We start from the raw sequence: 13,555 nt of genomic DNA, 5'->3' as shown, positions 1-13,555 counted from the left end.
CACAACGATCTAGAGCGAGAGGTAGCGCTGCCGCTCGTACGGGGTGACCTCGCGCCGGTACTGCTCCCACTCGGAGCGCTTGTTGCGCAGGAAGAAGTCGAACACGTGCTCGCCGAGCACCTCGGCCACCAGCTCGGACTCGGCCATCACGTCGATCGCCTCGGACAGGTTCTCCGGCAGCGTCTCGTAGCCCATGGCCCGGCGCTCGGCGCCGCTCAGCGACCAGACGTCGTCCTCGGCGCCGGGGGGCAGCTCGTAGCCCTCCTCGATGCCCTTGAGGCCGGCGCCGAGCATGACCGCGAACGCGAGGTAGGGGTTGGTCGCGGAGTCCAGCGAGCGGACCTCGACCCGGGCCGAGTTCGGCTTGCCGTACGCGGGCACCCGCACCAGCGCGGACCGGTTCAGGTGACCCCAGCAGACGTACGCGGGGCTCTCGGTGATCCGGTCCGGCAGCGCCTGCGGGAACAGCCGCTTGTACGAGTTGACCCACTGGTTGGTGACCGCCGTGTACTCCCGGGCGTGGGTGAGCAGCCCGGCGATGAACGACTTCGCCACCTTCGACAGCTTCATCGGGTCGCCGGCGTCGTGGAACGCGTTGCGCTCCCCCTCGAACAGCGACAGGTGCGTGTGCATGCCGCTGCCCGGCTGGTCGGTGAACGGCTTCGGCATGAAGCTGGCCTGCACGCCGGTGGAGAGCGCGACCTCCTTCACCACGTGCCGGAACGTCATGATGTTGTCGGCGGTGGTGAGCGCGTCGGCGTAGCGCAGGTCGATCTCCTGCTGGCCGGGGGCGACCTCGTGGTGGCTGTACTCCACCGAGATGCCGATGCGCTCCAGCGCCAGCACGGCCTGGCGGCGGAAGTCCCGCGCGACGGCGTGCGTGGTGTGCTCGAAGTAGCCGCCGGTGTCCACCGGGATCGGCACCGAGCCGTCCTGCGGACCGTTCTCCAGCAGGAAGAACTCGATCTCGGGGTGGGTGTAGAAGGTGAAGCCCTTGTCGGCCGCCCGGGACAGCATCCGGCGCAGCACGTGCCGCGGGTCGGCCCAGGACGGGCTGCCGTCGGGCAGCATGATGTCGCAGAACATCCGGGCGCTCTCGCCGCTGACGCCGCCCTCGAACGGGAAGACCTGGAACGTGGTCGGGTCCGGCATGGCGACCATGTCCGACTCGAAGACCCGGGCGAAACCCTCGATCGCTGAACCGTCGAAGCCGATGCCCTCCTCGAAGGCGGCTTCCAGCTCCGCCGGGGCCACCGAGACGCTCTTGAGCGTGCCGAGCACATCGGTGAACCACAGCCGGACGAAACGGATGTCCCGCTCTTCCAGCGTGCGGAGGACGAACTCCTGCTGACGGTCCACTTCCACCCCTCGTGACACTTACGTCCGCACCGGTCGGGCCGGCCCGGCCTGACCGCCCAGTCTCCACCGGGCTCGTTACGCCGACGTTACGCCCTCCCCCGGCCGGCCGTCCCGCCGTGTCCGGTCGGCCGGGACACGCGCGGCGCCGCCCCGGTCTCCCGCGACCTGTCGGATTCGGCCCGGAGGGCTGGGGGAAGATGGAGACATGCCCACCCTGCGTCTCGCCCTGTGCCAGGTCAACCCGACGGTAGGCGACCTCGCCGGCAACGCCGGCCTGGTCCGCACGTGGACCCGCCGGGCCGCCGACGCCGGTGCCCAGCTCGTCCTGTTCCCCGAGCTGATGCTCACCGGTTACCCGGTCGAGGACCTGGTGTTCCGCCGTTCGTTCGTGGCCGCGTCCCGGGCCGCGCTGCACCGGCTCGCCGCCGATCTGGCCGCCGACGGTCTCGGTGACCTGCCGGTGGTGGTCGGCTATCTGGACGCGGACGGGCCCCCGCAGGTCAGCTCCGACGCCGAGCCGGGCCGGGGCGCCCGCAACGCGGCGGCGGTGCTGCACCGGGGCGAGGTGGTCGCCACCTACTTCAAGCACCACCTGCCCAACTACGGCGTCTTCGACGAGGACCGCTACTTCGTCCCCGGCGACACGCTCACCGTGGTGCGCGTCGGCGGCGTGGACGTGGCGCTGACCATCTGCGAGGACCTGTGGCAGGCCGGCGGCCCGTTCGCGGTCGCCCGGCAGGCGGGCGTCGGGCTGGTGCTGAGCATCAACGGCTCGCCGTACGAGCTGAACAAGGACGACGTACGGCTGCCGCTGGTCGGCCGGCGTGCCGCCGAGGCCGGGGCCGCCGTCGCGTACGTGAACATGGTCGGCGGCCAGGACGAGCTGGTCTACGACGGCGACTCGATGATCGTCGCCGCGGACGGCACGCTGCTGACCCGGGCGCCGCAGTTCGTCGAACACCTGCTGGTGCACGACCTGGAACTGCCGGCGGCGGCCGGCACGCCCGGCGGGACCGGTCCGCTGACCGACGGGATGCGCGTGGCCCGGCACGAGATCCCCACGATCCCGGCCGCGCCGTCCGGCCCGGCGGCGGACGGCGGCATCATCGAGCCGGTCGCCGACGAGGCCGAGGTGTGGCACGCGCTGGTGCTGGGCCTGCGCGACTACATCGACAAGAACCGCTTCCCCTCGGTGGTGCTCGGCCTGTCCGGCGGCATCGACTCGGCGGTGGCGGCCGCGATCGCCGTGGACGCGGTCGGCCCGGAGCGGGTCGTCGGCGTCTCGATGCCCAGCCAGCACTCCTCCGAGCACTCCCGCACCGACGCCGAGGACCTGGCGAAGCGCACCGGCCTGGACTACCGGGTCGAGCCGATCCAGCCGATGGTGGACACGTTCCTGGCGAACATGTCGCTGTCCGGGGTGGCGGTGGAGAACCTCCAGGCCCGGGTACGCGGCGTGATCCTCATGGCGCTGTCGAACCAGGAGGGCCACCTGGTGCTCACCACCGGCAACAAGAGCGAGCTGGCGGTGGGCTACTCGACGCTGTACGGCGACTCGGTGGGCGGCTACAACCCGGTCAAGGACGTCTGGAAGACGCTGGTGTGGCGGCTGGCGAAGTGGCGCAACGCGGACGCGGCCCGGCGCGGGCAGACCCCGCCGATCCCGGAGAACTCGATCGGCAAGCCGCCGTCGGCCGAGCTGAGCCCCGGCCAGCTCGACAGCGACACGCTGCCCGACTACGACGTGCTCGACCCGATCCTGATCGGCTATGTCGACGGCGACCTGGGCCGCGACGGCCTGGTCGAGTCCGGCCACGACCCGGCGGTGGTGGACAAGGTGCTGCGGATGGTGGATACCGCCGAGTACAAGCGGCGGCAGTCCGCGCCCGGCACCAAGATCTCCATGAAGGCGTTCGGGCGGGACCGGCGGCTGCCGATCACCAACCGGTGGCGCGAGGACGGCTGATCGCTGCCCGGCCGGGGAGTGACATCCTCCACTGCGACCTGCCCGCGGCCCGCCGCCCGGTGCGACGATCGCGGGGAACCCGGGGACCGCGTGCGCGGCCTCGAGGAAGGAGATTGTCATGGTGGAGTCCACCCCGGCCGAGGTGACCGCCCTCTACGGCGGGCCGGCCACCCGGCGGGTACGCACCCGCGACCTGATCGCCGCCAAGGAGCGCGGCGAGCGGTGGGCGATGCTCACCTCGTACGACCAGTACACGGCCTCGATCTTCGACCAGGCGGGGATCCCGGTGCTGCTGGTCGGCGACTCGGCGGCGAACAACGTCTTCGGCTACGAGACCACGCTGCCGGTGACCGCCGAGGAGCTGTTGCCGCTGGTGCGCGCCGTGGTGCGGGCCACGAAGCACTCGCTGATCGTCGGCGACCTGCCGTTCGGCTCGTACGAGGAGGGCCCGGCGCAGGCGCTGCGCACCGCCGTGCGGTTCATGAAGGAGGGCGGCTGCCACGCGGTGAAGCTGGAGGGCGGGCGGCGCTGCGCCGCCCAGATCGAGGCCATCACCGGCGCGGGCATCCCGGTGATGGCGCACATCGGCTTCACCCCGCAGAGCGAGCACACGCTCGGCGGCTACCGGGTGCAGGGCCGGGGCGAGGCGGCCGAGGAGGTGCTCGCCGACGCGCGCGCGGTGGCCGAGGCGGGCGCGTTCGCGGTGGTGCTGGAGATGGTGCCGGGCGAGGTGGCCAAGCGGGTCACCGCCGAGCTGCCCATCCCCACCGTCGGCATCGGGGCCGGGCCCGACACCGACGGGCAGGTGCTGGTCTGGCAGGACATGGCCGGGTTGCGGACCGGCCGGGCGCCGCGCTTCGTGAAGCGCTACGCCGACCTGGCCGGCGCGCTCACCGACGCCACCCGCCGGTTCGCCGACGAGGTACGCGGCGGGGAGTTCCCGGCGGCCGAGCACACGTTCTGAGGGTGTAAGGAAGGGCCCCTTCTTAACGCCTCGCGTAGAGGAGGGGCCCCTTCTTAACACGCGCCATCGGCGCGCCGAACGCGCCGCCCGTCCACGCGACGGCGTGGGCGGCGACGGCGCGGCACGTCAGAGGTCGGTTACCCGGATGCCGGCGTGCGCCTTGTAGCGCTTGTTGATCGCGATCAGGTTGGCGGTGAACGCCTCGATCTGGTGGGCGTTGCGCAGCCGCCCGGCGTAGATGCCCCGCATGCCGGGGATCCGCGCGGCCAGCGCGCCGACCACGCCCACGAGTTCCCGGTCCTCGGTGCAGATCAGCACGTCCAGGTCGATCCGGTCGATCTCCGGGTCGGCCAGCAGCGGCGCGCTGACGTGGTTGAACGCGGCGCAGACCCGGGACTCGGGCAGCAGCGCGGCGGCCTGCTGCACGGCGCTGCCCTCGGCGACGGTGAGCGCGTACGGGCCCTGCTTGTCGAAGCCGAGCGGGTTGACGCAGTCCACCACGATCTTGCCGGCCAGCGGCTCGGCGAGCGCGGCGACGGTGGCGGCGTGCCCGTCCCACGGCACCGCGACGATCACCACGTCGCTGCGCCGGGCGACGTCCTCGTTGTCGCCGCCGGACACGACGGCGCCCTCCGGTACGCCGGGCAGGGCGGCGATCTCGGCGGCGGCCTGGGTGGCCCGCTCGGCGGTGCGGGAGCCGATCAGCACCGTCTGCCCGGCCCGGGCGAACCGGTAGGCGAGCCCCCGTCCCTGGTCGCCGGTGCCACCGATGATGCCGACGGTCAGCCCGGAGACGTCGGGCAGCGTGGTCGCGTCGTAAGCCATGGGCTCATCCTCGCAAAGCGCGGCGGCGTGCGGTGCATCCCGTCGCTGTGACAATCGCCGCGCTGGTCACGCCCGTTCGAAGGCGACCCGGCGCTGGGCCGGATCGGCGGCGGTGAGGCGTACCCGGACGCGTTCGCCGAGCGGCAGCTCGCCGGTGCAGCGGGCGCGCACCGGCGGCTCGTCCAGTGCGATCGTGCCGCCGGGCTGACGGCCGGGGCGTCCGTTGCCCGCCGGGCGCGGTTCGTCCACGTCGAGCACCGCCGCCTCGAACGTCTCCCCCACCCGGTGCGCGAGCAGCACCGCCTCGGCCAGTTCCACGGCGCCCCGGGTGGCGGCTCCAGCGGTCCGGTCGGTCGCGGCCATCACCTCGGGCAGCTTCGGCAGCGCCGCCCGGACCTGCTCGGGCACCTCGCGGCCCTCGTGCAGCGCCAGGCAGACCTCGGTGGCGTAGCGGTCGGCCAGGCGGCGCAGCGGCGCCGTGACGTGCGCGTACGCGGCGGCCACCCCGCCGTGCCCGGGCTGCTCGGGCAGCTCACCGTCGAAGGCGGTGTACGCCGCGCCGCGCATCAGCTCGGCGGCCTGGTCGACGAAGGCGGCGACCCGGGGCTGGGAGGTGTCCAGCCCGTCGAGCACCTGACCCACGGGGGTGCCGTCCGGCCAGGGCACGCCGAGCGGTCCGGCGGCCAGCCGCAGCCGCTCGACCGCCTCCGGGCGCGGGCCGGGCATGGTGCGCAGCAGCCCGATCCGGCCGGCCAGCATGATGTCGGCGGCGGCCATCCCGGTCAGCAGCGAGATCTGGGCGTTGTGCTCCTCCATCGGGCCGGGGCCGCGCAGCACCAGCCGCCACCCGTCGCCGTCGGGCTCGACGTCCTGCTCCGGCAGCGGCAGGTTGATCGCGCCCCGGCTCAGGCCCCGGGCGGTGAGCAGCGCACCGATCTCGGGCAGCAGGGCGATCGGCTCGGGCAGCCGGCCGGCGTCGGCGTCGCGCTGCACGCCGCCGTAGTCGAGCTTGGCCCGGCTGCGCACCAGCGCCCGCTCCAGGGTGACCGCGACGGTGCCGCCGTCGGCGTCCAAGTCGACGGTCCAGAGCACGGCGGCCCGGTCGGCGTCGGGCAGCAGGCTGGCCGCACCCTCGCTGAGCGTGTGCGGGTGCAGCGGCACGTTGCCGTCGGGCAGGTAGACCGTCTGTCCCCGGCGCCACGTCTCGGCCTCCAGGTCACCACCGAGGCGTACGTGCGTCAGGACGTCGGCTATCGCGTACCGGACGCGGTAGCCGCCGCCGGGACGGCGGGTGAGGTGCATGGCCTGGTCGAGGTCGCGCGAGGTCGCCGGGTCGACGGTGACGAACGGGATGTCGGTCCGGTCGGCGACGGCGGGCGGCGGCGCGGCGGCGGCCAGGTCGGCCTCGCGCTGCGCCGCGGCCGGGAAGCTCTCGGGCAGTCCCAGCTCGCGGCGCAGCGCGCCGAAGTCGATACGGGGCGCCAGTACGCGTCGGATCACCACGCCGTCAATCCTGACAGCGCCCCGCACGTTCCGCCCCTCGGGAGGGAGCGGTGTCCGCGGCGTCAGGCGCGGCGGGCCGGTGCCTTACGCGCGGTGGCGGTCTTCGCGGCGGTGCTCTTGCGGGCCGGTGCCTTCTTCGCGGCGGTGGTCTTCTTCGCCGTGGTGGTGGTCTTACGCGCGGTGGTGGTCTTGCGCGCGGGCGCCTTCTTCGCCGCCGCCTTGCGCGCCGTGGGACGCGTCGAGGCGGTCGTCTTCTTCGCCGGCGCCTTCTTCGCCGCGGTGGTCTTCTTGGCGGCTGTGGTCTTCTTGGCCGCCGAGGTGACCTTGCGCGCGCCGGTGGTCTTCCGGGCCGCCGTGGTCTTCTTCGCCGCCGTCGTCTTGCGGGCCGGCGCCTTCTTCGCGGTGGCGGTGGTGCGGGCCGTCGTGCTCTTCCGGGCCGCTGTGGTCTTCGCCGCCGCCGTCTTCTTCGCCGTCGTGGTCTTCTTCGCCGTCGTGGTCTTCTTCGCCGTCGTGGTCTTCTTCGCGGTGGCCTTCTTGGCCGGTGCGCTCTTGGCGGTGGCCCGGCCGGCCGGCGCCGTCCGAGCCGTGGTCTTCTTCGCCGTCGTCCTGCTGGTGGTGGCCTTGGTGGCCGGCGCCTTGCGGGCTGCCGCCACGACCTTCCGGGCGGCCGCCTTCTTGGCCACCGCCTTCTTCGCCGGTGTCCGCCCGGCGCCGGCACCCGAGGCGTTCGGCGACGCCTTGGTGACCGTGGTCGACCTGCCCGCGGTGGTCCTCTTCGCGGTCGTCCGTTTCGCGGCCGGGCGGGTGGCCTGCTGTGCTTCGGCCATCTCGGTTCCCTTTCCTGGGGACGTGCTCTCGCCCTCGCGGAGCACGGATCACCTCGACGCGGGCCCTCCCGCGCCGTCTAGCGGCCCTCCCCGGCCCAACGGGCGTCCTCGGCGTCCCACGCGTCGTTCCGCTCCCGCACCGTCTGCAGGGCGTTGTCCGCGTCGGCGGCTGAGGCGTACGGTCCGAGAACATGCCGTGCGGGGCACACGTCGGCATCGGTCTCGACCCGGTGGTGTCGCGTGCACCAGTAGTAGTGCCCACCACTTCCGTCGTCGCTCATGCGATCACTGTGCACCGCGAACCGCCCGTCCGCCACCGGAACGGCGCAAATAGTCACTCTTCTCCACATTAGACCTGGTCGGGGGGTTGCGACGGGGAACGGCGGAAGACCGGCGCGAGCCCTGTCCTCGTCCGAACGGCCGGTACCGGCACCGGTGCGAACCGGACAGGATCAGCGCTCGTGATCATCAAGACGACGGGCACGGGGGCCTGTCCGCGATGCGGCGCGACGCCGGTGTCGCTGGACGGGGCGTTGCCGTGGTGCGCCGGATGCGACTGGAACCTCGACACCTATGACGCGGGCCGCCAGGCGCCGGAGTTCGGCTGGTCGTGGATCGACCGGCGGACCCACCGGCTCGCCGCACGGCTGACCCGTCAGCAGTACGCCGCACTGGCCGGCCGGCCGCTGGAGTCGACGGGGCGCGGGCTCACCGGCGTCCTCGTCGCCGGCATCTCGGTGCTCCTCCTGCTCGGCGTGGCCGGACTCGCGGTGGCCGGGGTGTGGCTGCTGTTCGCGTACCCCTTCCCGAACCTCGCCGTGGTCGGCGGCGTGGCGCTCATCGCGCTGGCGGTGGCGCTGCGCCCGCGTTTCGGCCGGGTCGACCCGGACCTGGACGTGCTCACCGAACGGGACGCGCCGGAGCTGCACGCGCTGGTCCGGGAGGTGGCGTCGGCGGTGGGCGCGCCGGTGCCGCACGTGATCGGCGTCGACGGCGGCATCAACGCGTACGCGACAGCGGTGGGGCTGCGGCGGCGGCGCGTACTCGGCCTCGGTCTGCCGCTGTGGGGCGCGCTGGACGGCCCGTCGCGGGTCGCGCTGCTCGGCCACGAGCTGGGCCACTTCGTCAACGGCGACGTACGCCGCGGGCCGGTGACCCAGCCGGCGCTGACCATGCTCGGCAACGCCGCCGACCTGTTCCGGCCGCGGGGCGGGTCCGACGGCGGCGGGCTGCTGGTGATGGTCGGCGAGTGGCTCGGGCACCTCGCCTCCTGGACGCTGTCCCGGCTGCTGTTCGCCGGGCACGTGGTGCTCGTCGCCACCGCGCTGCGCGACAGTCAGCGGGCCGAGTACCTGGCCGACGAGATGGCCGCCCGCGCCGGCGGCACGGCGGGCGCGACCCGGCTGCTGGACACGACGCTGCGGACCGACTCGGTGGCCACAGCGGTGCGCAACGCGGTACGCGGCGGCCACGGGCCGGACACCTGGCGGGTGGAGACGGGTCGCGCGCTGGACGCGGCGGCCGAGCGGCTGTCGCTGGAACGCCAGCTCACCGTCCGGGAGGACACCTCGCTGTTCGCCTCGCACCCGCCGACGGGCCTGCGGCACCGGATGCTCGGCGCGCGGCCCTGGCAGGACCCGGCGGTGACGCTCACCGAGGCGCGGGCCGCACGGATCGACGCCGAGCTGGCCCGGCACTACGAGCGGGCCGGCCGGGCGCTGAGCTGGAACGCCTGACGCTCAGGCGGGCGCCGGGACGGGCGCCGGACCGGTCACGGCCGCCCCGGGCCGGCCGGGTCACCACGCCGGCGCCCCGGCCGGGTCCGCGCCGGCACGTTCGGCGGGTACGAGGGCACGCAGCTCGGCCAGCGCCAGCCGGGCCGACCGGATGCCCTCGCCGGTGAGGCGGTAGTAGCGGCGGGCCGGGCGGCCGGCGGCGACCGGGTCGACGTCCTCCCAGTCGGCGGCGAGCCAGCCGGCCGCCTGGAGGCGGTACAGCACCGGATAGAGCGTCCCGCCGGGCAGGCCCGTGAGCCGCATCAGGTCGAGGCCGTAGCTACATAGGGGCTACACCCCGATGTAGCAGTACGAACGGTGATCGACAATGGGACGGTGTGTCCCCTTCGGCGGAACCGGTGGCCGGTCCGGCGGGGCCCGCTCAGGTGGATCACCGGCGGCCCGGGTGCACCGCGCGACTCCATATGCGAGCCTCGACGGACGAATCCGCTGTCGCGCTTCCGGCGACAGCGGCCCGAGTTGGGGAGAGAAATCGTGGGCAACCTTGACATCGCGCTGAAGAACGCGATGAACATCGACGGCGCGATCGGGGCCGCGCTCGTCGACTACACCAGTGGCATGACCCTCGGCGTCGCCGGCGGCACCGGCGAGATCGACCTGACCGTCGCCGCCGCCGGCAACACCGACGTCGTACGCGCCAAGCTGCGCACCATCGAGATGCTCAAGCTCGACGACGAGATCGAGGACATCCTGATCACGCTGGGCAGCCAGTACCACCTGATCCGCCCGCTGAGCAACCGCACCGGCAAGGGCCTGTTCCTCTACCTGATGGTGAGCAAGAGCCGGGCCAACCTCGCGATGGCGCGGCACCAACTGCGCACGATCGAGGAGAGCCTGGAACTGTGAGCCGGGTGGACGACCTCCCCCGCCGTTCGCGCGCCCAGGCCGGCACGCTGCCGCCACCACGCGCGCTGCCGCCATCGCTGGCCGGCAACCCGGCGCTGCCGTACCCGGCCATCGGCCAGGAGCTGTCCGCGCTGCGGTTGCAGATCCCCGGCGTGCACGGCTGCGTCCTCGGCGGCGTCGACGGCCTGCTCGTCACGCACAACCTGCAGAACGGCGCCGACCCGGACGACCTGGCCGCGCTCGCCGCCACCATGTACGGCCTCGGCCGCCAGGTCGGGTTCCGGCTCGGACAGGGCGACTTCCAGCAGTCCACGGTGCGCAACGCGGGCGGCTACCTCAGCGTGTACGCGATCAACGAGCAGGCGCTGCTCGCCGTGATCGGCACCGACAGCATCAACGTGGCGCGGCTGCACCTGCACGCCCCGGCCACCGCGGCCCGGCTCGCCGAGATGCTCGACGGCGTCAGCCCGGCCACGTCCTGACGTACGCCGGTCGTCCCGGTCCCACCCGTCCGGACCGAGGCGGCCGGCGTACCCCTGGATCCTGCCGCTCGTGTGACGCGGCGGGCGGTCAGAGGCCGAAGCGGCCGGCCCACGCGGTCACGTCGGCCACTGTGGCGTTGCCGCCGCAGACCACCAGGCCCAGCCGGACGTCGCCGCCCACCCGCTCGACCACCCGGCGGGCGGCGGGCAGCAGGCACCCGGCGGCCGGTTCGGCCCACACCTTGGCGTGCTCGGCCAGCTCCAGCGTGCCCCGCACCGCCTCGGCGTCGGAGACCACGAGGACGTCACTGACCAGCGCCGTCACGTGGTCATAGGTGAGCTGCGAGACGCTCGGCGCGCTGAGCGTGGTGACGATCGACGACAGCGGCACCTCGATCGGGCCGCCCTTGGCAAGCGCCTGCGACATCGCCTGCGCGCCCTCGGTCTCCACGCCCCAGACGCGCACCCCCGGCCGCCGCGCCCGCAGCGCCGCCGCCACACCCGAGATCAGCGCGCCCCCGCCGATGCTGACCAGCACGTCGGTCAGCTCACCGGCGTCGTCGGCCAACTCCAGCCCGACAGTGCCCTGCCCGGCCAGCACGATCGGGTCGTCGAACGGGTGCAGCAACGTCATGCCCTCGTCCCGGAGCCGGTTCATCAGCGCGAACGCGCCGGCCATGTCCTCGGTCAGCCGCACGTCGGCCCCGGCCGCGCGGGCAATCTCGACCGCGCGGGCGGGCGCGCTGCGGGGCATCACCACGGTCGCCGCCACCCTGAGCGCGCCGGCCATCACCGCGACCGCGATGCCGTGGTTGCCGCCGCTGACGGCCACCACCCCGGCCGCCCGCTCGGCGTCGTCGAGCGTGAGCAGCTTCGCCGCCGCGCCCCGGGCCTTGAACGATCCGGTACGTTGCAGCAGCTCCAGCTTGGCGATGACCGGTACGCCGAGCAGATCGGACAGTCCCGGGCTGGGCAGGGTCGGGGTGTGCACCACCACGTCGGCGATCCGGTGCGCGGCCGCCTCGATGTCCGCAAGCTCGATCACCGCCGCAGCGTCCCACACGCCGTCCCCGCATCCCCAAGCCGTCCGACCGCCCGCGCCCGGCACCCGTCGCAGGCCCTGCACCGTCGCCGCGTCTCCCGTGCCGGCCCTCGACTACCGGTCAGAACTGCCCTCTGTAGCGCAGGACGACGTCACCCAGGCGCGCGGTGGGCTCCCTGCCGCAGTCGTAGGAAATGGCGTTCGGCGCGAGCGGGACCCCCGTATTGACGCCGAGCTCGGCTCCGATGCGACCAAGACCCCGCTGGGCTTCCTCAGCGGGCGCCTCCAGGAATTCCTGACAGGTCGAGTCCTCCGTTATCTCACCCGAGTCAGTGAATTGCCGGACACCGAGGAACATGGCGAGCCCCAGCAAGCAGGCCACGACGATTCCGCCACCGATGATGACGGCTTTCGAATTCGTGGCGCTGTGTGAGTTCGAGGCGTAGTCGTCTACGTAGGTATCGCCGTACACCAGGCCGCTGACGAAACTGGAGTCTTCACCGTCCTCGACGGAACTGTCGGCCTGGTCTCCCTCGGCCAGCCTGCCCTCCTGCACGATCGACAGCGCCCTGGCCTCGTCGATCAGCTCCTTCAGGTTGGCCCCGAAATCAGGATCGTCTCTGGCCAGGAAACCGATGGCGGCTGCCAGATCGCCCTGCTTCCGGGTGCTCCGCGGGGCAACCTCCCAGTTCTCGTAGATCTCGCTGCTATCCACATCCACCAGTTGAGAATGAACTCGCGCACGCAATTTCTCAGCCGCTGCCTGAAGTCCGGCGCTCGCGGTGCCGCCCAACGCCGCGACCAGGACACCGACAGCCGCTTCACCAGGTTCCTCGTCCATGACGTTCGAGTGTCAGCCACTTTCCGCAGGTGCGGACCAACCGATCGGACGCGCTCCAGGTCGGGAATCCGACAAGGCTCTGATCAGACGTCGCCTGCCGGCCATCTCGCGGTTCACCACAATCGGGTCGTCACGCGGACGGGTCCCACGCCGCGAGCTGATCGAAGATGCGACTGTCGCCCTCGAACTCCAGCGAATCCAGCGGTATGCGGCCGTAGAAGAACAGCACCAGGTCACTCGCCGTGCCCCGGGCGGAGGCGTCGGCCGTTTCGGGACCCTCTCCGGTAGCGGGCGTGAGCCGGGCGACCTGTGCGCCGTCGCGGGAGAGACGAAGCCGCCAGGAGCGACCCTCGACGGCGTGGTACTCGACGACGGCGGGGGCATGCGGCCAGGCGACAGTGGTCGCGCAGAGGGTGAACTGGCAGTCGTCGAAACCGTCGAGGGCGACCTCTTCCGGTAACGGCTGCGGGGCACCCAGAGTGAGCTGGGCATCATAGGTGTGCACCGCGATCTCGGGGACCTGCCGCCGCGCCCAGGCACCAGAGGTCTGCGGTGAGGGCGAGTCGTCCCACCACGTCCAACAACTGCGGTCCGGGCCGGCCTCACGCAGCACGCTCGTCAGTTGTTCGATGGACTCGGTCCACCAGGCCAGCAGCGCCTCACGTTCCCGAGGCGCACCCGTGCCGTCGTCCCAGGCCGACGTCTCCGGGGGTGCGTCCGCGGGCCCCGCGGCGACGATGGCGGCGGACTTGCGACGCGCCAAGCCCACGTGTTGCACGAGATCGAACAGCGTCCGGCCGGGGTGGGTCGGAACCCGCATGTCGAGACCGGGTGCCGCGGCGACCGCAGCACGGAAGGCGGCAGAGCGTTCGCTGATCAGCCGCAGGTGATCGGCGAACGTGAGAGTTTGATCCACGCGGCTTTCTATCACCGGTCTCCGACGATCTGGAAGCGAGTTTCGCAGCCGATCGCGACGGGCCGGAGACGCTCAACGCTCGCTCGAGCCTGAGCGCAGCGGCAGCCGGCCGAGGGTGTGCTCGACGCGTGCAACGGTGACTGGGCTGGGACGCGATCGACACTGGGCCGAGGGGCACCGACGCCGAC

Annotated in this window: 14 protein-coding genes; 5 read left to right on the top strand and 9 right to left on the bottom strand. The window is 72.8% G+C overall.

The window, feature by feature from the left end; all coding sequences use genetic code 11:
- Window positions 1–9: 9 nt before the first annotated feature.
- On the bottom strand, window positions 10–1,359 hold the full coding sequence (glnA, locus tag AB0C17_RS04475) for a type I glutamate--ammonia ligase (protein WP_357380518.1): 1,350 nt from the start codon (window positions 1,357–1,359) through the stop codon (window positions 10–12).
- Window positions 1,360–1,564: 205 nt separating this feature from the next.
- On the opposite strand from glnA, the gene AB0C17_RS04470 reads away from it, so the two are divergent.
- Together AB0C17_RS04470 and panB are read left to right on the top strand one after the other, a co-directional pair.
- Window positions 1,565–3,325: an NAD+ synthase gene (locus tag AB0C17_RS04470; RefSeq protein WP_357380516.1), complete on the top strand. Its 1,761-nt coding sequence runs from the start codon at window positions 1,565–1,567 to the stop codon at window positions 3,323–3,325.
- 118 nt (window positions 3,326–3,443) lie between these two features.
- On the top strand, window positions 3,444–4,289 hold the full coding sequence (panB, locus tag AB0C17_RS04465; RefSeq protein ID WP_047891539.1) for a 3-methyl-2-oxobutanoate hydroxymethyltransferase: 846 nt from the start codon (window positions 3,444–3,446) through the stop codon (window positions 4,287–4,289).
- Between the two features lie 126 nt (window positions 4,290–4,415).
- Here panB and npdG read toward each other — a convergent pair whose 3' ends face one another.
- The 4 genes from npdG to AB0C17_RS04445 form a co-directional block, all read right to left on the bottom strand.
- The gene (gene npdG, locus AB0C17_RS04460) at window positions 4,416–5,114 is read right to left on the bottom strand and encodes an NADPH-dependent F420 reductase (protein ID WP_355015308.1); all 699 of its coding nucleotides are present in this window, start codon (window positions 5,112–5,114) and stop codon (window positions 4,416–4,418) included.
- 66 nt (window positions 5,115–5,180) lie between these two features.
- Complete coding sequence (locus AB0C17_RS04455) at window positions 5,181–6,617, bottom strand: RNB domain-containing ribonuclease (protein ID WP_357476591.1); 1,437 nt, start codon at window positions 6,615–6,617, stop codon at window positions 5,181–5,183.
- A gap of 62 nt (window positions 6,618–6,679) precedes the next feature.
- The gene (locus tag AB0C17_RS04450; protein WP_357476588.1) at window positions 6,680–7,444 is read right to left on the bottom strand and encodes a histone; all 765 of its coding nucleotides are present in this window, start codon (window positions 7,442–7,444) and stop codon (window positions 6,680–6,682) included.
- A gap of 77 nt (window positions 7,445–7,521) precedes the next feature.
- On the bottom strand, window positions 7,522–7,725 hold the full coding sequence (locus AB0C17_RS04445; RefSeq protein WP_018787041.1) for a hypothetical protein: 204 nt from the start codon (window positions 7,723–7,725) through the stop codon (window positions 7,522–7,524).
- Window positions 7,726–7,959: 234 nt separating this feature from the next.
- Here AB0C17_RS04445 and AB0C17_RS04440 point away from each other — a divergent pair, with 234 nt between their 5' ends.
- A complete protein-coding gene (locus AB0C17_RS04440) occupies window positions 7,960–9,180 on the top strand; it encodes a M48 family metallopeptidase (RefSeq protein ID WP_357476585.1) in 1,221 nt (406 codons plus the stop codon).
- A gap of 60 nt (window positions 9,181–9,240) precedes the next feature.
- Here the strand turns inward: AB0C17_RS04440 and AB0C17_RS04435 are convergent, their stop codons facing one another.
- Window positions 9,241–9,483, bottom strand: a complete 243-nt coding sequence (locus AB0C17_RS04435; RefSeq protein ID WP_357476582.1) for a PadR family transcriptional regulator — start codon at window positions 9,481–9,483, stop codon at window positions 9,241–9,243.
- Between the two features lie 231 nt (window positions 9,484–9,714).
- Between AB0C17_RS04435 and AB0C17_RS04430 the strand changes: the two genes are divergently transcribed.
- Together AB0C17_RS04430 and AB0C17_RS04425 are read left to right on the top strand one after the other, a co-directional pair.
- Window positions 9,715–10,086: a hypothetical protein gene (locus tag AB0C17_RS04430; RefSeq protein ID WP_013287772.1), complete on the top strand. Its 372-nt coding sequence runs from the start codon at window positions 9,715–9,717 to the stop codon at window positions 10,084–10,086.
- The gene (locus tag AB0C17_RS04425) at window positions 10,083–10,568 is read left to right on the top strand and encodes a roadblock/LC7 domain-containing protein (protein ID WP_357474755.1); all 486 of its coding nucleotides are present in this window, start codon (window positions 10,083–10,085) and stop codon (window positions 10,566–10,568) included. Before AB0C17_RS04430 ends, AB0C17_RS04425 begins: the two co-directional genes overlap by 4 nt.
- A gap of 88 nt (window positions 10,569–10,656) precedes the next feature.
- Here the strand turns inward: AB0C17_RS04425 and AB0C17_RS04420 are convergent, their stop codons facing one another.
- From AB0C17_RS04420 to AB0C17_RS04410, 3 genes are all read right to left on the bottom strand, one after another.
- Window positions 10,657–11,613: a threonine/serine dehydratase gene (locus AB0C17_RS04420; RefSeq protein WP_357476580.1), complete on the bottom strand. Its 957-nt coding sequence runs from the start codon at window positions 11,611–11,613 to the stop codon at window positions 10,657–10,659.
- A 118-nt stretch (window positions 11,614–11,731) separates the two neighbouring features.
- Entirely contained in the window at window positions 11,732–12,451 is a 720-nt protein-coding gene (locus AB0C17_RS04415; RefSeq protein ID WP_357474761.1) for a hypothetical protein, read from the bottom strand.
- Window positions 12,452–12,581: 130 nt separating this feature from the next.
- Window positions 12,582–13,367 (bottom strand): maleylpyruvate isomerase family mycothiol-dependent enzyme, encoded by a 786-nt coding sequence (locus AB0C17_RS04410; RefSeq protein WP_357476576.1) that lies wholly within the window; start codon window positions 13,365–13,367, stop codon window positions 12,582–12,584.
- Window positions 13,368–13,555: the final 188 nt, after the last annotated feature.

The sequence above is a fragment of the Micromonospora sp. NPDC048887 genome (genome assembly GCF_040649715.1).
Classification (GTDB): domain Bacteria; phylum Actinomycetota; class Actinomycetes; order Mycobacteriales; family Micromonosporaceae; genus Micromonospora.
Note: the sequence above shows the minus strand (reverse complement) of the source record. Positions and strands in the feature narration are given on the sequence as shown.

Excerpts from the sequence above, each read along its gene's own strand:
- AB0C17_RS04470 (WP_357380516.1), top strand. The coding sequence starts at position 1,565 with ATGCCCACCCTGCGTCTCGCCCTGTGCCAGGTCAACCCGACGGTAGGC.
- panB (WP_047891539.1), top strand. The coding sequence starts at position 3,444 with ATGGTGGAGTCCACCCCGGCCGAGGTGACCGCCCTCTACGGCGGGCCG.
- npdG (WP_355015308.1), bottom strand. The coding sequence starts at position 5,114 with ATGGCTTACGACGCGACCACGCTGCCCGACGTCTCCGGGCTGACCGTC.
- AB0C17_RS04450 (WP_357476588.1), bottom strand. The coding sequence starts at position 7,444 with ATGGCCGAAGCACAGCAGGCCACCCGCCCGGCCGCGAAACGGACGACC.
- AB0C17_RS04445 (WP_018787041.1), bottom strand. The coding sequence starts at position 7,725 with ATGAGCGACGACGGAAGTGGTGGGCACTACTACTGGTGCACGCGACAC.
- AB0C17_RS04435 (WP_357476582.1), bottom strand. The coding sequence starts at position 9,483 with ATGCGGCTCACGGGCCTGCCCGGCGGGACGCTCTATCCGGTGCTGTAC.
- AB0C17_RS04415 (WP_357474761.1), bottom strand. The coding sequence starts at position 12,451 with ATGGACGAGGAACCTGGTGAAGCGGCTGTCGGTGTCCTGGTCGCGGCG.